Consider the following 15,577-nt stretch of genomic DNA (forward strand, 5'->3'; position numbering starts at 1 on the left):
CTAAGCGCAAGGTTGTTTAGCGAGCTCAGTCAAGGGATAATGGCCTAATATTGAACCAGACACTCGACAACAAAGCGAGCCAATATGAAAGTTTTTAATAATGTAATGGAAATGGTCGGCAACACGCCAATGGTGCGCGTTACCAATATGGACACCGGCCCGTGCGAGCTGTATTTAAAACTCGAGCTGCAGAACCCGGGCGGCTCAATTAAAGACCGTATTGCGGTGGAAATGGTTGAACAGGCTGAAAAGCAAGGCAAATTAAAGCCGGGCGATACCATTATTGAAGCGACTGCCGGTAATACCGGGCTGGGTCTGGCGTTAGTGGCGGCGAGCAAAGGTTATCCGCTGAAAATTGTTATGCCGGACAAAATGAGCCAGGAGAAAGTAAACAACCTGCGCGCTATGGGTGCCGAAGTGGTACAGACGCGCTCCGACGTACAAAAAGGCCACCCTGAGTATTATCAGGATATGGCAGCGCGCATGGCGGAAGAGAACGGTTATTACTATGTTAACCAGTTTGAGAATCCGGCAAACGTCGATGCTCACTACAAAACCACAGGTCCGGAAATTTGGGAACAAATGGAAGGTAAACTGGATGCGTTCGTTTGTGGTGTTGGCTCTGGCGGAACCTTAACCGGTGTTGGCCGTTATTTACGCGAACAAAAAAGCGATATCGACTTAGTATTGGCTGATCCGGCAGGCTCTATTTTAGAACCATTGGTTAACCGTAACGAAGAAGTGGAAGCTGGTAGCTGGTTGGCCGAAGGCATTGGTGAAGATTTTATCCCGACCATTTGTGATATTAAATTAGCCAATACTGCATTTGCCATTTCTGATAAGGAAGGCATGCAAACCGCGCGTAAAGTACTGGAAAAAGAAGGCGTTATGGTCGGTTCATCAAGCGGAACTTTAATTGCAGCGGCGCTGCGTTATTGCCAACAACAAACCGAGCCAAAACGCGTTGTGACGCTAGCTTGTGATACGGGTAACCGTTACTTGTCCAAGCTGTTCAACGACGACTGGATGCGTGAGCAAAACCTGCTGTAATACTTGTTGTAAATTAAGGAACCGAATCATGGCAAATGAAAAAACGATGAAATTCGCGACGCGCGCCATTCACGGCGGGCAGTCTCCGGAGCCTGTTACCGGTGCGGTAATGCCTCCTATTTTTACCAGCTCTACCTATGCTCAGGAAAGCCCGGGCCAACACAAAGGTTTTGAGTATTCACGCTCACACAACCCCACGCGTTTTGCCTGGGAACGTTCGGTTGCATCGCTGGAAGGTGGCAAGCAAGGGCTGGCTTTTGCGTCTGGCATGGCAGCAACCTCGACCATTCTTGAACTGCTGGACAGCGGCGATCACATCGTTGCTATGGACGATTTATACGGCGGTAGCTTCCGCTTATTCGATAAAGTGCGCGGACGCTCTGCTGGCCTGAAATTCTCTTATGTCGACTTAGCTGACTTAAGCGCAGTGGAAGCCAGCATTCAGGACAACACCCGCATGATTTGGGTCGAGACGCCAAGCAACCCGATGCTGAAACTGGTCGACATTGAAGCCATCGTTAAACTGGCGAAGAAAAAGAACCCGGACATTATTGTGGTGGTGGACAACACCTTCGCTACGCCGTTTAACCAGCGTCCGCTGGAGATGGGCGCAGACATGGTTATGCATTCGGCAACCAAATACCTCAATGGTCACTCTGATATGGTCGGCGGTATTGCTGTTGTGGGCGACAATGACGACCTGGTTGAGCGTATGCTGTTCTTACAGAACTCAGCAGGTGCTATTGCCGGTCCGTTTGACTCATACCTGGCACTGCGCGGCGTGAAGACGTTGGCATTGCGTATGCGTCATCACAACGAAGCGGCAATGGAATTAGCTAAGTGGCTTGAGCAACACCCGAAAGTGGAAAAAGTCATTTACCCGGGACTTGAAAGCCATCCTCAGCACGAGTTGGCTAAAAAGCAGATGCAGGGCTTTGGCGGCATGATTTCTATTTTACTGAAAGGTGATTTAGAAGCGGCGCGCAAATTCCTGGAGTCGGTAGAAGTGTTTGCTCTGGCGGAAAGCCTGGGCGGCGTTGAATCGCTGATTGAGCACCCGGCTATTATGACTCACGCATCGGTTCCAAAAGAGAATCGTGAGAAGTTAGGCATTCTGGATAACTTCGTGCGGGTGTCTGTTGGTATTGAAGATCTGGATGATCTTAAAGCCGACTTAGACAACGCGCTTAATGCATTTTAATCGCTATTAACGATTAAAAATTCAATATTTAATATGTAAAACCGGCCTTTGGGTCGGTTTTTTACTTTTAATTTCATAGACTTATACAAAGTTTTACAGTTTAGTCATAATTGAGTAGTCTTTATCTATCAGTAATTACTTGCGAGTAAAAGCTGATTTAGAACAAAAAACAGAAACGCAAAGACGTTTTTTAAATAACGAAAAGGAAAGACTTATGCTATTGAGCCTCATGGTACTCCAAGGACTCGTAGCCGCTCTATTGTTTTATACTTTAGTGGGCCAGCATCAGAAAAAACCACTATGGAATTTGTTAGCGGTATTAACCGCCGGTTTCATTCCACCGGTAAACTGGGCGCTTCTTGTGTTCGCTATTGGTGTCAGAATGTGGCGTCGTTCGCCGCAAACCAGTACACCACAAAACATAACGGCAAAGCTCAGCCATTAAGTGGCTAAAGAGCAAGGCAATTTAGCAGTATGTCAGACACAACTAATGTACGACCCTTTCATTTAGCCATTCCTGTCAGCTCACTCGATAATGCCCGTGCGTTTTATGGCGATGTGCTTGGGCTGTCACAGGGACGCAGCAGTGACGAATGGATAGACTGGAACTTCTTTGGTCACCAGTTTGTGACTCATGTAGCACCCAATGTTGCCGGTTTAAAAAATCACAGCGGCGTTGATGGTCATTCGGTTCCTGTTCCACATTTTGGCGTTGTCTTATTACGTGACGACTGGGAAGCGTTGGCAGAACGTGTGAAAGCTGCGGATATTGAGTTTGTCATAGAACCCTACATTCGCTTTAAAGGTAAGCCAGGCGAGCAGGGCACCATGTTTTTCTACGATTACTGCGGTAATGCGCTAGAATTCAAGACCTTCAACGACGACAGTCAAATCTTCGCAACCTAAGTTTTGATATAGGCTCGACTACTGGCGCAGCTTTATATCTTCCGGCTGCGCTGCAACATTACCACCGCTCAGCACCAACCCCACTCGTTTACCTTCAAATAGCGACTTATTTTGTATAACCGCAGCTAAAGCGATAGCAGACGACGGTTCCACAATAATTTTCAGATGATGCCAAATCAGCTTCATGGCGCTTAGGGTGTCTTCATCCTTCAAGACTAAGATACCGCAGATACGTTGCTGAATAATGGCAAACGGCAATTCACCGATTTGAGTCAGTAAGCCATCGCACAGGCTTTTCGCGGGTAACGCCGGTTGCCGCTCTCCGGCTTTTAATGACAAGAAAGCATCATTCGCTAATTCCGGCTCCGCACCGAACACTTGTATTTCGGTACCGTCGCAGGCAAGACAAGCTCCTGAAAGCAAGCCCCCACCACCCAGTGGCGTGATTACAGCATCCAGTGCGTCAGTTTGCTCCAGTAACTCAAGTGTTGCTGTGCCCTGACCGGCAATAATGTCGGCATGATCATAAGGCGGTATAAAGTGACTTTTACCTTCCTTTTGCCACTTGGCCACAATGGCTTCACGCGCTGCCATACCGGGTTCTATGTCGGTAGTTTCCGCACCACCGGCTTCAATATTTTGCCGTTTTATTGCGGGAGCATTAATGGGTACACCCACTTTTACTTTTACACCCAAAGCTTTACCTGCATGGGCTAATGCCGCACCATGATTGCCGGAAGACACGGTGATAACCCCTTGCTGGCGCTGCTCCGGGCTAAGCTTAAGTAGCGCGTTAGTGGCACCACGGAACTTAAAGGCCCCGGTACGTTGCAAATTCTCGCATTTGAAAAATAATTCGCAGCCCAATTGCTGATTTAACGCAGGGTTTGTCAGCACAGGGGTCTTGACGGTATAGCTATTAATTCTTTGCTGCGCTTGTACGACATCGGCATGGCAGGGGAGCGATAACTTCGGCATAATACGAGCCCTTAACGAATAAAACGACACAGTGATAAGCATACACTGTCTGGAGCCGGAACGTGAGTCAACTCGATACCTTTCAGCGCATACGCGAACTGCCGCGTGAACAGCAAATTGTTATAGCGTTATATTTGTGCGAACGCATGGTTCCTAATTACGACTTCTTCCATCAGTTAACCGGCTTTGGCGACAGTAAACCTTTGCACGGCACGCTAAATGCCTGCTGGGACTGGGTCGCGAACCCGAAGAAAACGAAGATTAACTTTGCCCGCTGGCAGGAAAAAGTCGACGAGCAAACGCCCAGTGAATACGGGCACGATATGCTGGGTGTCTACCCGGCAATGGATGCCTGCACGGCGTTGAGTACGTTGTTGCAGGGGCTGCTGGACGATAACGGATCTAACTTTCTGGATGTGGCAAAAATATCACAAGCCAGTGTGGCGAAATTTATTGAATTAAATGACGCCGAAGAAGTGGGTACCGAGCAGTTAAAAGAACACGTTCAGAACCATGAATTAATGGAATACGAAGTTGCGATTCAGCAGGCTATGATCAACTTTCTTGAACAACAGCCTGCGGTAAACAGAGCTTTGGTAAGCCAGTTAAAAATGATGCTTAACGACGAGGGGGTGTCGAACCTTGGTCTGGCTTTGGACGCTGAAGAATAGACAGCCAGGCGAAAATGCCAAAGGCCAGAATTTGCCAGCTGTCGCCTTTGCGCCAGGGAAAGGCTTCTTTCATAGTGGCAACAAAAATACCAAGCAGCAGCAAGTGAGTAATAACCATAATGGCTAATAATAAGCTCAGCAAACCAATGGACTGAGTGCTGAGCTCGCCGTTAGCTCCTGCAAGCAGAGCAAAAAGACCCAGCCAGATAACGGCAAAAACCACTTTGCCCGCAATAATAATAACTTTCATGCTATGTCCTTCGTCAGTAAGCGAAAGCAAACTTGTCCGTGAGTTTTCTCTTTGAACACACGCCAGTTTGCCGGTAATTTCAAAGGCCACTCTTTTTCTGTTTCCAGATACACCTGATTGTCGGCTGCCAGCCAGTTGCTTTCATCCAGTAGTTTTAATGTTTTATCAGCCAGACCTTCGCGAAACGGCGGGTCAATAAAAACCATGTCGTAGGCTTCAGCGGATTCAGTTTGCAGCCAGTCGAGTGCGTTATGAGTAATAACATCAATGTTTTCGCTGCTTAACAAGGTGACATTATTCTGTAACTGCAGGCTTACCGTTTTTACGGCCTCTATCAGGGTCACTTGAGCCGCTCCACGCGACGCAGCCTCGAAACCTAAGCTGCCACTGCCGGCAAATAAGTCCAGCACCCGGGCGTCAGTAATGTCCCACTGCAGCCAGTTAAACAGAGTTTCGCGTACGCGGTCCGTGGTGGGACGTAAACCCGGGCTGTCGGCAACGGGAAGGCGACGACCGCGCCATTTTCCGCCAATAATCCGATAGTCGCCGCTGGCGCTTGTCTGGCGTTTTTGTCTCACTCTGTGGCTTCCTTTATTCAGACCGTCGTCAGTTTGTTAACAGCATGGTAAACTAAAGCCTATAGTTTAACGATTCCTGCGTGTCAGTTCCAAGGAAACCAATATGTCGATGTTTTCGCTGTTTAAGAAAAAGCGTAATAAGAAAGCACCCGAGGCCGAAGAGAAAAAAGAAGATGCAGTAGTAGAAGAACAGGAGCAGCAAGAGCCTGAACCAGAAGCTGAGCCTGAATCTAAGCCTCAGGACGAGCCGAAACCAGAAAGAACCGAGACACGCGAAGAATTGCCCAGTGCAGTTGACGACTGTGCGCAAGTTACTGCTGAATCGCATGCTGCAAAAACTGCTCCGGAAGCGAAAGAAGCAGCTCAACCAGAAGTGGTTAACGAGCCTGAGCCCACAGCTGAACCAGAGCCAGAATCAGAAACTAAATCCGAAGCTAAACCTGAACATAAGCCAGAACATAAACCAGAACCAACCGAAGTCGCACCGAAAGAGAAGGGTGAGAAGAAAGGTTTCTGGGCACGTCTGACCCAAGGTTTACGCAGAACTTCCGGTTCTATCGGTTCAGGTCTTATTGGCGTATTCCGTGGTAAGAAAATTGATGACGACCTGTTTGAAGAACTCGAAACTCAGCTATTAATGGCAGATTTGGGTGTCGCGACCACCACCAAAATTATTGATAATCTGACAAAACAAGCTGACCGCAAGCAGTTAAAAGACGCGGAAGCTTTGTATGAGCTGTTACAAGAGCAGTTAGCCGAGATTTTAAAACCAGTCGATAAGCGTCTGGAGATACCGGAATCTGACTCGCCTTATGTGATTCTAATGACCGGCGTAAACGGTGTGGGCAAAACCACCACTATTGGCAAGCTGGCTAAGCAGTTTAAAGCTGAAGGTAAGTCGGTAATGCTGGCCGCCGGCGATACTTTCCGTGCGGCGGCGGTAGAACAGCTTCAGGTGTGGGGCGAGCGTAACGACATTCCGGTTATTGCTCAGCATACCGGAGCCGACAGCGCTTCTGTTCTGTATGACGCGCTGCAGGCTGCTAAAGCTCGAGACGTTGATGTGCTTATTGCGGACACCGCCGGACGCCTGCAAAATAAAGCCAACTTAATGGAAGAACTGAAAAAGCTGGTTCGGGTAATGAAAAAGCTGGATCCGGAAGCACCGCACGAAGTGATGCTGACGCTTGACGCTGGTACCGGACAGAATGCTATTAGTCAGGCAAAACTCTTTACCGAGGCTGTGGGCGTTTCGGGTATTGTGATGACTAAGCTTGACGGCACCGCAAAAGGCGGGGTGATTTTCGCGGTCGCAGACCAGTTCGCTATTCCTATTCGCTATATTGGTGTGGGCGAAAGCTTAGAAGATTTACGGCCTTTTGTGGCAAAGGACTTTATCGCGGCGCTATTTGACCGTAACGTAGATGAATCAGAACAGACAACAGCGAGTTAATCATGATCCGCTTTGAGCAAGTCAGTAAAACCTATCGTGGAGGCCATCAGGCGCTTAGCCATGTCGACTTTCACGTAGAGCCCGGTGAAATGGCTTTTTTAACGGGTCATTCCGGCGCGGGTAAAAGTACCTTGCTCAAACTCATCAGTTTAATGGAAAGACCAACCGCAGGCCGGGTGCTGATTAACGGGCACGATTTGCGAAAAATTAAGCCATCGCAAGTGCCTTATGTGCGCCGTGACATTGGCATGATTTTTCAGGATCACCGCTTGCTGATGGATAAAACTGTATTTGATAACGTTGCGCTGCCGTTGATTATTGAAGGCTACAGTGTTCAGGAGGCGCGCAAGCGTGTCGTGGCTGCGCTGGAGAAAGTGGGTATAGCCGACAAAGTAAAACATTATCCGAAAATGTTATCCGGTGGTGAGCAGCAACGAGTGGGTATTGCCCGCGCTATTGTGACCAAACCGCCTTTGCTACTGGCCGATGAGCCCACCGGTAACCTCGATCCTAAGCTGTCGATGGAAATTATCCGGCTGTTTGAGGAATTTAATAAAGTGGGTGTTGCTGTCCTCATTGCCACTCACGATTTAGGCCTTATTGCGCGCCTACGCTATCGCACGCTCACTTTAAAAGACGGACGTATGATTAACGATGGTCTGGAGGACAGTGAACTATGAGTTTATTGTTCCGCAACCGCAGCATTGAAAAAGGTGCCAGTAATCGCGGGCGCTTACCCTGGTGGCGCAGACTCGTTATGGTTCCTGTGCATCATGCCCAGCAGGCCATTGCGAGTTTAGGCGAGTTGTGGCGTAATCCTTTTGCTTCTCTTATGACCATGGCGGTACTGGGGCTGAGTCTGACGCTACCGTCGTCACTTTACGTGTTAGTCAAAAATACTACCAGTATTGCTGATAATTGGCAGGAAGCCTCTGAAGTTACCTTGTTTTTAAGGAAGGATCTGCAGCAATCTGAAGTCGATACATTAAAAACGCAAACGGAACTCTCCGAAGGTGTTGAGTCAGTGCGCCTTATTCCAAAAGAGCAGGGGTTGGAAGAGTTTAAGAAAGAGTCGGGCTTTGGTGAAACACTGGATTACCTGTCATCAAACCCGCTGCCGGACGTGTTGGTCGTTATTCCGGCTGAGTCGCATCGATCGCCCCAGCGGGCCGAGGAATTGCTCAACCGGCTGGAAAAACAACGCGAAGTCGCTTACGCGAAAATGGACCTGGAATGGCTTAACCGACTACAGGGAATTCTCAATTTAATTGAAGATATTCTTGGAGCGCTGGCTGTGGTGCTGTGTTTGTCGGTGGTGCTTATTGTAGGGAACACCATTCGGTTAAATATACTGTCCAAACGTGACGAAATTATGGTGATGAAACTGGTCGGCGCGACTAACGCTTTTATTCAGCGTCCTTTTTTATACACCGGTGTCTGGTACGGCATTATTGGCGGGCTGGTTGCCTGGTTGGCAACCGCGTTACTGATCTGGTGGGTCGAGAGCGCCGTAGTAGATTTAACTGAACTTTACGAAACGCCTTTCCAATTAAATGGTCTGACGTTAGGCGAGCTGTTGATTATATGGTTGGTCGCTGTGGGATTAGGTTTAGCAGGTTCTTACTTAGCTGTAAGACGTCATATACAAAGCATAGAACCAGAATAAAATGGGGTTGCGAAAGCCATAGGCTTAGTTATACTGAATTACCTGATCTGCAATGATCATAATGGAACTTTTAGACTCAAAAAGGGTCTTAAAAGCTGACTGAAAAAGCAGTAATTAAGTCGGTATTTTAAGTAGAGGTTGTTAAATGAGCACTGAATTAAACACTATGGCATTATCGGTTCCCCAAGGGGCAGGACTCGACGGCTATATTCAGTCAGTCAACCGTATTCCTATGCTCACCGCCGAAAAAGAAAAGGCGTTGGCAACAAGATTATACGAGAACAGTGACCTTGATGCAGCGAAAGAACTCATCATGTCGCATCTCCGTTTTGTGGTACATGTAGCTCGTAGTTATTCGGGTTATGGTCTGCCGCAAGCCGATTTAATTCAGGAAGGCAATATTGGCCTAATGAAGGCCGTGAAACGCTTTGACCCATCGGTTGGTGTGCGTCTGGTATCTTTTGCTGTTCACTGGATAAAAGCAGAAATTCATGAGTACGTGCTGCGTAACTGGCGCGTTGTTAAAGTGGCAACCACTAAAGCACAGCGTAAGTTGTTCTTTAACCTGCGTAAAATGAAAAAGCGTTTAGGTTGGTTTAGCCAGAAAGAAGTTGAAACGGTAGCTAACGAGTTGGGTGTCAGTACTAAAGAAGTGCTGGAAATGGAAACTCGCATGAGCGCTCACGATCAAGCGTTTGAACTGAGTTCAGACGACGATGACTCGAAAGAGGGCAGTGCCTACTCTCCGGCGATGTACCTGGAAGACAAGCGCTCCGACTTAGCTGCAGAAATTGAAGCGAAAGACTACGAAAACCACACACAGCAGAAACTGCTGGGTGCAATGAGTCACTTAGATGAGCGTAGTCAGGATATCGTCCAGTCTCGCTGGTTATCGGAAGACAAAACGACGCTGCATGACCTGGCAGAAAAATACGAAGTCTCGGCAGAGCGTGTTCGCCAGCTCGAACAAAACGCGATGAAAAAACTTCGTCTCGCAATGAGCTAAATGAAGTGCCGCATTGGCTGCGGCGCTTGCTGCATAGCCCCCTCAATTAGTTCTCCCATCCCCGGTATGCCTAACGGCAAACCGGCGGGTGTGCGTTGTGTTCAACTCGATGATGATAATTTGTGTCGTTTATTCGGGAAGCCAGAGCGGCCGAAAGTGTGTGGCGAGTTTTCTGCCGATGACTATGTTTGTGGTGAAACTCGCGACGAAGCGCTTATTTTGCTGACGTCACTGGAAGAAGATACCCATTGCGGTTAGCCACAGTGGTTAACTCAGATACGAATACCAACTCAATACCCTGTTCTTGTAATTGCGGTAGTTGCTTTTGCAAAAAGCTCAGGGTTTCCGGGTAAGGATGTCCAATACCTATGGCTTGTCCCTGACGTTTGGCTATACTCAGCAGTTGCTCAAATTGCTGCTGTAAATAGGGCTCATCAACCTGGTTATCAAGAAACACATGTCTGTGCGATGTCCGTACGCCAAATTCTCCCGCCATTTGTTCTGCAACGCTGAACTCAGATGTCCGGCTATCAATAAAAAAGAGTTTGCGGGAGGCTAATGTTTCCATCACTGCCTGCATTGGCATGTGTAGCTGAGTTAACTTGCTGCCCATATGATTATTGACACCAGTAACGTAAGGTATTGAGTCCAGGGCATCAACCAGTTGCAGTTTGATCTGTGCATTGTTCATATCTGCCGTAACCACACCGGGACCCGGGCGGTTATTTTCAACGGCTTCCATTGGCATATGCAGTAATATCTGTTTTTTCTGATGATGGCCGCGTAAGGCGAAGGCGCGGGCATAAGGGGTATAGGGCAGCACTGCGAAACTGATATTACCAGGTAGCAGAGCTGCTTTTAAATCGTTTTTATTATTGCCTATATCATCGATAACAATGGCTATCTTAGAGGCATAAGCTGGCGTCATCAGGCACACCAGTAAACCCAAAGAAAGTACAAGCTTCAACATCAGCGTATCCAGTTACTTGGGTTTTGTGGACGCCCCTGATGGCGAATTTCAAAGTAAAGTGCCGCACTATTACGTGAACCAGACTGACCCATCAGTGCAATTTCTTCGTCCTTACGGACTTTATCGCCAACCGCTTTTGTTAATGTCTGGTTGTGGCCATATAAGCTCATATAACTCTCACCGTGGTCAATAACGATGACTAAACCAAAGCCTCGCAGCCAGTCTGCATATACCACGCGGCCGTTAGCAATAGAGCGGACCGGTTGGCCGTTTTGTCCTTCAATGAGCACACCTTTCCATTCAAGCGGACCTTCGCGGCGTTGTCCAAACAAGCGTTTCACATCTCCGTCACTTGGCCAGCGAAGTTGATTCTTGACTGCCTGCAGGCCAACTAGACGAACGTCTTTTTGCTGAGCAAGCGCGGTTTCAATGGCACTTAATACCTGCTCTAATTGCTCCCGGCTTTGCTCCAGTTGATTCACCCGGGACCGGTCTTTACGTTGCAGTTGTTGCAGCTCTGCTAACTTCTCTTCCTGCCGGTGTTGCTGCTGCTCCAGTTGTGCGCGTTGTTCTTGTTGTTCGGCCTGTAAGCTCGCTAACTGGTTTTGTTGCTGCTTAAGTTGTTCTGTCAGCGTGGCAATTTCTTCCTGAGTGCGCCGAATAACTTCAATCTCTTCAACTCTGGCGGCATTCATGTATTGGTAATAGCTCAACATTCTTTCAAACTGGCCAGGGTCTTGCTGGTTTAACAGCATTTTCAGAAAGTCGTGTTTACCGTTCATATAAGCGGAAACCAGCTGATCTTCCAGTTGTGTCATCTGCTGCTTTTGTTTTTGCTTAAGCTCTTCGCGGCGTTGTTCTGAGTCAGCTATTTCTGCAGTAATTTCTTTAAGTTCGGTTTCGGTCTGGCGCAAAGAGCCGGCTATTTCTGAGGTTTTTATTTCCAGATCACGCAGTTGTCGTTCAGTTGAGTTTAGTGCACTGCTTCGCTCTTCTATAGCCTGCAAACGCTTAGCCAGTTCCTCTTTAACCGCTGCAATTTCGGCTTGAGTCGAGGCTTTATCATCCTCGCTATAGTCCTGCGCTAAACCGGGGCTGATAACAACCAGCCCCAGCGCCACTGCCCAAAACAGCCTTATTGGCATAAGTTAATCCTGTTCTAACGTCATTAGCGACGTACCGGTCATTTCGTCCGGCTGCTCCATGCCAATTAAATGCAGTATGGTCGGTGCAACGTCTGACAGGCGTCCATTTCGGGCTTTAGCCGGTCGGCCCACATAAATAAAAGGCACAAGTTCGTTCGTATGAGCGGTATGTGCCTGCCCGGTAGTGGCGTCACTCATTTGCTCTGCGTTGCCATGGTCTGCCGTTATCAGACATTCACCACCAACAGCTTCTAATGCCGAAACCACTCGTCCGACACTATGATCAACGGCTTCACAAGCTTTAACGGCGGCATCAAAATTACCAGTATGTCCAACCATGTCACCGTTCGGGTAGTTGCAAATCACAACATCAAAGGCCTGAGACTCAATGGCTGCAACCAACTCGTCGGTAAGTTGTTCTGAGCTCATTTCTGGCTGTAAGTCGTAGGTTTTAACTTTAGGTGAAGGAATAAGAACACGCTTTTCGCCTTCAAATTCCTGCTCGCGTCCGCCACTGAAAAAGAAAGTAACGTGTGCGTATTTTTCGGTCTCGGAAATGCGCAGCTGAGTTTTATCATGCTTAGCAAGCCATTCACCCAGAACATTATTCAAAGGCTCGGGTGGGAAGGCGCTGGGCGCTTCTAAGGTATCGGCATATTGGGTCAGCATAACGAATTCGCTAATGTCAGCGCGCGAGCCACGATCAAAACCGTCGAAGTCTTTGTCGACGAAGGCTTGAGTCATTTCACGGGCACGGTCAGCACGGAAGTTCATAAAAAATACGGAATCGCCATTAGCAATTGGAGCAGGCTGACCAATAACTACCGGAGTGACAAACTCATCGGTTTCCCCGCGTTCATAGGCGTTTTCTACTGCGTCTGTTGCGTTGGCAGATGTTACCCCTGAAAGACCGTGATAAACCGCTTTGTAAGACTGTTCAATGCGCTCCCAGCGCTTGTCTCTGTCCATGGCGAAGAAGCGGCCACTTAAGGTGGCGAAACGACCTTTGCCTAAACGTGCAAATAAAGCTTCAAAACGTTCAATGGAAGGCAGTGCCGATTTCGGTGGTGTATCACGACCATCTAAGAAAGCATGCAGGTAAACGTCTTCTGCGCCTTGCTCAACCGCCATTTCTATCATTGCGACCAGATGGTCTTCGTGGCTGTGAACACCGCCGGCAGAGAGCAACCCCATAATATGGACTGCACCCTTAGCAGCTTTGGCTTTTTTCAGGGCGTCGCAAAGTATCGTGTTACTGAAAAAACTGCGGTCAGAAATGGCTTTGCTAATGCGGGTAAAGTCCTGATAAACAATGCGGCCAGCGCCTAAATTAACGTGACCGACTTCGGAATTACCCATTTGGCCGTCAGGTAAACCAACTGCGCCACCGGAGCCATCGACCAAACAATGCGGGTATTTTTCCCATAAACGATCCATAACCGGAGTATTCGCTTTGGCTATCGCATTATCAGGTGCATCTTCACGGTAACCCCAGCCATCCAGAATCAACAATACCAAAGGTTTTATCGTAGGAGTCATAATGGGCCTCATTGCTCGGTGTTTTCACAGATGAAATTAGCCAACATTCTACTCGATTTCCAGAGCTTACGCATCCACCCAAGATTTTTCTGGAAACTGCGATTTGTACAGGTATACTCTTGACCCGCAACTCTTTTCTGTTACCGACGAATACTGGTAGGTCTTATGCAAGAAATTATGGAATTTGTCAAAAGCAACCCGATGATGAGTGGTATCTGGGTTGTGCTGCTAGTCGCACTGATTGTGACCACGATTCGCTCGGCTATGTCACCGACAAAAAATTTAGAACCGCAAGAGGCCACGGTATGGGTAAACCGCGGTGATGGCGTTTTTGTTGATATTCGTAGTCCGGATGAATTTAAGAAAGGACACATTCACGGATCGGTGTCATTACCGATGGAAAAAATTAAACAAAAAGAACTTTCCTCTATTGAAAAGTTCAAAGAAGCCCCCATTGTGATAGTCTGTGCAACAGGAATGACGGCAAAATCGGCAGTTAGCCAGCTAACGGCTGAAGGCTTTACTCAAGTTGCTGTGCTGCAAGGTGGTATGAACACATGGCGCAGCGCCAAATTGCCGGTTTCGCAGAAAAAATAATAAAATTCGTCTAATACTTAAAAAAGAATAGGAAGTAAAATCATGGCTGAAGAACAGCAAGCAAACGGCGCAGCAGCTGAAAACCAACAGCAGCAAGTACAATTCGCTATTCAGCGTATCTACGCTAAAGACATCTCTTTCGAAACTCCAAGCTCTCCGGCTATTTTCCGTAAAGAATGGAAGCCTGACCTTAAATTAGACCTGAACGTTAAACACGAAAAAATTGAAGACGGTGTTTACGAAGTGGTACTGACTCTGACGGCAACTAACAAAGTTGAAGACGACGTTGCTTTCCTTTGTGAAGTACATCAGGCGGGTATTTTCACTATTGGTGAAGAAGTTCAGGACGGCCAACTGGCACACATGCTGGGTTCTTTCTGCCCGAACATTTTGTTCCCTTACGCTCGTGAGTGCGTTTCAAACCTTGTTAACCGTGCGACTTTCCCACAGTTGAACCTGGCTCCTGTTAACTTTGATGCGATTTTCCAGCGTCACATGCAGCAGCAAGCTGAACAGGCTCAGGGTCAGCAAACTGCAGACGCGTAAGCAGATACAATAATGCAGACACCTCAGGTGACAGTATTAGGGGCGGGCTCTTACGGGACCGCCCTTGCTATTTGTTTTGCCCGTAAAGGTATTCCTACCACCTTGTGGGGGCGGGATGCCGATAAAGTTGCCGTTATGCAAACGGCTCATGAAAACGAAGAGTACCTGCCTGCGTGCCCGTTTCCGGAATCATTAAAGGTTACTGCCGACTTAGGCGAAGCCCTTAAAGACGTGAAAAACGTGGTGGTCGTAGTTCCCAGTCATTCGTTTTCGTCCATGCTGAAGCAGGCAAAACCTTTGTTAGCGGAACATGCCCGCGTTGCCTGGGCAACTAAAGGATTAGAGCCGGACAGTGGGCGTCTTTTGTACGAAGTCGCAGAAGAAACTCTGGGCGACGAGCATCCGCTAGCGGTGTTATCCGGCCCCACTTTTGCTATTGAAATGGCTAAAGGCTTACCTACTGCCATTTCGATGTCGTCAACTGATCAGGCCTTTGTCGAAGAGCTTTCCGGGCTTCTGCATTGTGACCGCTCTTTCCGGGTTTACACCAACAACGACTTTATTGGCGTGCAACTGGGTGGCGTGGTTAAAAATGTTATAGCCATTGGTGCTGGTATGGCCGACGGTATTGGCTTTGGTGCTAATGCCCGCACGGCGCTTATTACCCGCGGTTTGGCTGAACTTACCCGGTTAGGTCTGAAGTTAGGCGCAAAAAGCGAAACCTTTACTGGTATGGCAGGTTTGGGCGATTTAATTCTCACCTGTACCGACAATCAGTCGCGTAATCGCCGTTTTGGCATGGCTTTAGGTCAGGGCAAAGGAGTTGAAGAAGCGCTGAAGAGTATCGGGCAATCGGTTGAAGGCTACCGTAATACCCGTGAAGTGGTTGCTTTAGCAGCGCGCAACGAAGTGGAAATGCCCATCTGTGAGCAGATATATGCGGTCCTTTATGAAGGTAAAGAACCGCAACAGGCCGCTATTGATTTATTAAGCCGTGAGCGTAAAACGGAGTGATCTGTTT

19 protein-coding genes are annotated in these 15,577 nt (G+C 48.1%); 13 read left to right on the forward strand and 6 right to left on the reverse strand.

Going from position 1 to position 15,577, the window contains the following annotated elements:
* The first annotated feature begins 84 nt into the window (after positions 1 to 84).
* The 4 genes from IL_RS01105 (at position 85) to IL_RS01120 (ending at position 3,157) form a co-directional block, all read left to right on the forward strand.
* Entirely contained in the window at positions 85 to 1,050 is a 966-nt protein-coding gene (locus IL_RS01105) for a PLP-dependent cysteine synthase family protein (protein ID WP_011233481.1), read from the forward strand.
* A gap of 28 nt (positions 1,051 to 1,078) precedes the next feature.
* Positions 1,079 to 2,251 (forward strand): cystathionine gamma-synthase, encoded by a 1,173-nt coding sequence (locus IL_RS01110; protein WP_011233482.1) that lies wholly within the window; start codon positions 1,079 to 1,081, stop codon positions 2,249 to 2,251.
* Positions 2,252 to 2,465: 214 nt separating this feature from the next.
* Complete coding sequence (locus tag IL_RS01115) at positions 2,466 to 2,696, forward strand: hypothetical protein (RefSeq protein ID WP_050731324.1); 231 nt, start codon at positions 2,466 to 2,468, stop codon at positions 2,694 to 2,696.
* Positions 2,697 to 2,725: 29 nt separating this feature from the next.
* A complete protein-coding gene (locus IL_RS01120) occupies positions 2,726 to 3,157 on the forward strand; it encodes a VOC family protein (protein ID WP_011233484.1) in 432 nt (143 codons plus the stop codon).
* A gap of 18 nt (positions 3,158 to 3,175) precedes the next feature.
* Here IL_RS01120 and IL_RS01125 read toward each other — a convergent pair whose 3' ends face one another.
* Positions 3,176 to 4,135 carry a threonine ammonia-lyase gene (locus IL_RS01125; RefSeq protein ID WP_011233485.1) on the reverse strand — a complete coding sequence of 320 codons (960 nt, stop codon included), beginning with the start codon at positions 4,133 to 4,135 and terminating at the stop codon, positions 3,176 to 3,178.
* Positions 4,136 to 4,197: 62 nt separating this feature from the next.
* On the opposite strand from IL_RS01125, the gene IL_RS01130 reads away from it, so the two are divergent.
* Positions 4,198 to 4,806 carry a YjaG family protein gene (locus IL_RS01130; protein ID WP_011233486.1) on the forward strand — a complete coding sequence of 203 codons (609 nt, stop codon included), beginning with the start codon at positions 4,198 to 4,200 and terminating at the stop codon, positions 4,804 to 4,806.
* On the opposite strand, the gene IL_RS01135 is transcribed toward IL_RS01130, so the two are convergent.
* Positions 4,754 to 5,056, reverse strand: coding sequence for a membrane protein (locus tag IL_RS01135; RefSeq protein ID WP_011233487.1), 303 nt, complete (start codon positions 5,054 to 5,056; stop codon positions 4,754 to 4,756). The genes IL_RS01130 and IL_RS01135 overlap by 53 nt on opposite strands.
* Positions 5,053 to 5,634 carry a 16S rRNA (guanine(966)-N(2))-methyltransferase RsmD gene (gene rsmD, locus IL_RS01140; protein ID WP_011233488.1) on the reverse strand — a complete coding sequence of 194 codons (582 nt, stop codon included), beginning with the start codon at positions 5,632 to 5,634 and terminating at the stop codon, positions 5,053 to 5,055. The genes IL_RS01135 and rsmD overlap by 4 nt, the downstream gene beginning before the upstream one ends.
* 103 nt (positions 5,635 to 5,737) lie before the next feature.
* On the opposite strand from rsmD, the gene ftsY reads away from it, so the two are divergent.
* The 5 genes from ftsY to IL_RS13585 all read left to right on the forward strand — a co-directional run bounded on the left by ftsY (position 5,738) and on the right by IL_RS13585 (position 10,017).
* The gene (gene ftsY / locus IL_RS01145; RefSeq protein WP_011233489.1) at positions 5,738 to 7,087 is read left to right on the forward strand and encodes a signal recognition particle-docking protein FtsY; all 1,350 of its coding nucleotides are present in this window, start codon (positions 5,738 to 5,740) and stop codon (positions 7,085 to 7,087) included.
* 2 nt (positions 7,088 to 7,089) lie between these two features.
* Entirely contained in the window at positions 7,090 to 7,767 is a 678-nt protein-coding gene (gene ftsE, locus IL_RS01150; protein WP_011233490.1) for a cell division ATP-binding protein FtsE, read from the forward strand.
* On the forward strand, positions 7,764 to 8,753 hold the full coding sequence (gene ftsX, locus IL_RS01155) for a permease-like cell division protein FtsX (RefSeq protein WP_011233491.1): 990 nt from the start codon (positions 7,764 to 7,766) through the stop codon (positions 8,751 to 8,753). The genes ftsE and ftsX overlap by 4 nt, the downstream gene beginning before the upstream one ends.
* 145 nt (positions 8,754 to 8,898) lie before the next feature.
* Complete coding sequence (rpoH, locus tag IL_RS01160) at positions 8,899 to 9,759, forward strand: RNA polymerase sigma factor RpoH (RefSeq protein ID WP_011233492.1); 861 nt, start codon at positions 8,899 to 8,901, stop codon at positions 9,757 to 9,759.
* Complete coding sequence (locus IL_RS13585; RefSeq protein WP_011233493.1) at positions 9,760 to 10,017, forward strand: YkgJ family cysteine cluster protein; 258 nt, start codon at positions 9,760 to 9,762, stop codon at positions 10,015 to 10,017.
* Here the strand turns inward: IL_RS13585 and IL_RS01165 are convergent.
* The 3 genes from IL_RS01165 to gpmI are packed head-to-tail and all read right to left on the reverse strand — an operon-like array spanning position 9,974 to position 13,413.
* The gene (locus IL_RS01165; protein ID WP_011233494.1) at positions 9,974 to 10,729 is read right to left on the reverse strand and encodes a divergent polysaccharide deacetylase family protein; all 756 of its coding nucleotides are present in this window, start codon (positions 10,727 to 10,729) and stop codon (positions 9,974 to 9,976) included. The two genes, IL_RS13585 and IL_RS01165, sit on opposite strands and share 44 nt — an antisense overlap.
* A complete protein-coding gene (locus IL_RS01170) occupies positions 10,729 to 11,874 on the reverse strand; it encodes a murein hydrolase activator EnvC family protein (RefSeq protein ID WP_011233495.1) in 1,146 nt (381 codons plus the stop codon). The genes IL_RS01165 and IL_RS01170 overlap by 1 nt, the downstream gene beginning before the upstream one ends.
* A 3-nt stretch (positions 11,875 to 11,877) precedes the next feature.
* Positions 11,878 to 13,413, reverse strand: coding sequence for a 2,3-bisphosphoglycerate-independent phosphoglycerate mutase (gpmI, locus tag IL_RS01175; protein WP_011233496.1), 1,536 nt, complete (start codon positions 13,411 to 13,413; stop codon positions 11,878 to 11,880).
* A 165-nt stretch (positions 13,414 to 13,578) separates the two neighbouring features.
* On the opposite strand from gpmI, the gene IL_RS01180 reads away from it, so the two are divergent.
* From IL_RS01180 to gpsA, 3 genes are read left to right on the forward strand one after another with little or no spacing between them, the layout of a single operon-like run.
* Complete coding sequence (locus IL_RS01180) at positions 13,579 to 14,010, forward strand: rhodanese-like domain-containing protein (protein WP_011233497.1); 432 nt, start codon at positions 13,579 to 13,581, stop codon at positions 14,008 to 14,010.
* Between the two features lie 42 nt (positions 14,011 to 14,052).
* Positions 14,053 to 14,556 (forward strand): protein-export chaperone SecB, encoded by a 504-nt coding sequence (gene secB, locus IL_RS01185; RefSeq protein WP_011233498.1) that lies wholly within the window; start codon positions 14,053 to 14,055, stop codon positions 14,554 to 14,556.
* Positions 14,557 to 14,568: 12 nt separating this feature from the next.
* Entirely contained in the window at positions 14,569 to 15,570 is a 1,002-nt protein-coding gene (gpsA, locus tag IL_RS01190; RefSeq protein WP_011233499.1) for an NAD(P)H-dependent glycerol-3-phosphate dehydrogenase, read from the forward strand.
* Positions 15,571 to 15,577: the final 7 nt, after the last annotated feature.

It is taken from the genome of Idiomarina loihiensis L2TR, from assembly GCF_000008465.1.
Taxonomy (GTDB): Bacteria; Pseudomonadota; Gammaproteobacteria; order Enterobacterales; family Alteromonadaceae; genus Idiomarina; species Idiomarina loihiensis.

What these genes read in the sequence shown, in the direction of transcription:
- IL_RS01105 (WP_011233481.1), top strand. Translation starts at nt 85, where the DNA reads ATGAAAGTTTTTAATAATGTAATGGAAATGGTCGGCAACACGCCAATG.
- IL_RS01110 (WP_011233482.1), top strand. Translation starts at nt 1,079, where the DNA reads ATGGCAAATGAAAAAACGATGAAATTCGCGACGCGCGCCATTCACGGC.
- IL_RS01115 (WP_050731324.1), top strand. Translation starts at nt 2,466, where the DNA reads ATGCTATTGAGCCTCATGGTACTCCAAGGACTCGTAGCCGCTCTATTG.
- IL_RS01120 (WP_011233484.1), top strand. Translation starts at nt 2,726, where the DNA reads ATGTCAGACACAACTAATGTACGACCCTTTCATTTAGCCATTCCTGTC.
- IL_RS01125 (WP_011233485.1), bottom strand. Translation starts at nt 4,135, where the DNA reads ATGCCGAAGTTATCGCTCCCCTGCCATGCCGATGTCGTACAAGCGCAG.
- IL_RS01135 (WP_011233487.1), bottom strand. Translation starts at nt 5,056, where the DNA reads ATGAAAGTTATTATTATTGCGGGCAAAGTGGTTTTTGCCGTTATCTGG.
- ftsY (WP_011233489.1), top strand. Translation starts at nt 5,738, where the DNA reads ATGTCGATGTTTTCGCTGTTTAAGAAAAAGCGTAATAAGAAAGCACCC.
- ftsE (WP_011233490.1), top strand. Translation starts at nt 7,090, where the DNA reads ATGATCCGCTTTGAGCAAGTCAGTAAAACCTATCGTGGAGGCCATCAG.
- ftsX (WP_011233491.1), top strand. Translation starts at nt 7,764, where the DNA reads ATGAGTTTATTGTTCCGCAACCGCAGCATTGAAAAAGGTGCCAGTAAT.
- rpoH (WP_011233492.1), top strand. Translation starts at nt 8,899, where the DNA reads ATGAGCACTGAATTAAACACTATGGCATTATCGGTTCCCCAAGGGGCA.
- IL_RS13585 (WP_011233493.1), top strand. Translation starts at nt 9,760, where the DNA reads ATGAAGTGCCGCATTGGCTGCGGCGCTTGCTGCATAGCCCCCTCAATT.
- IL_RS01165 (WP_011233494.1), bottom strand. Translation starts at nt 10,729, where the DNA reads ATGTTGAAGCTTGTACTTTCTTTGGGTTTACTGGTGTGCCTGATGACG.
- IL_RS01170 (WP_011233495.1), bottom strand. Translation starts at nt 11,874, where the DNA reads ATGCCAATAAGGCTGTTTTGGGCAGTGGCGCTGGGGCTGGTTGTTATC.
- gpmI (WP_011233496.1), bottom strand. Translation starts at nt 13,413, where the DNA reads ATGACTCCTACGATAAAACCTTTGGTATTGTTGATTCTGGATGGCTGG.
- IL_RS01180 (WP_011233497.1), top strand. Translation starts at nt 13,579, where the DNA reads ATGCAAGAAATTATGGAATTTGTCAAAAGCAACCCGATGATGAGTGGT.
- secB (WP_011233498.1), top strand. Translation starts at nt 14,053, where the DNA reads ATGGCTGAAGAACAGCAAGCAAACGGCGCAGCAGCTGAAAACCAACAG.
- gpsA (WP_011233499.1), top strand. Translation starts at nt 14,569, where the DNA reads ATGCAGACACCTCAGGTGACAGTATTAGGGGCGGGCTCTTACGGGACC.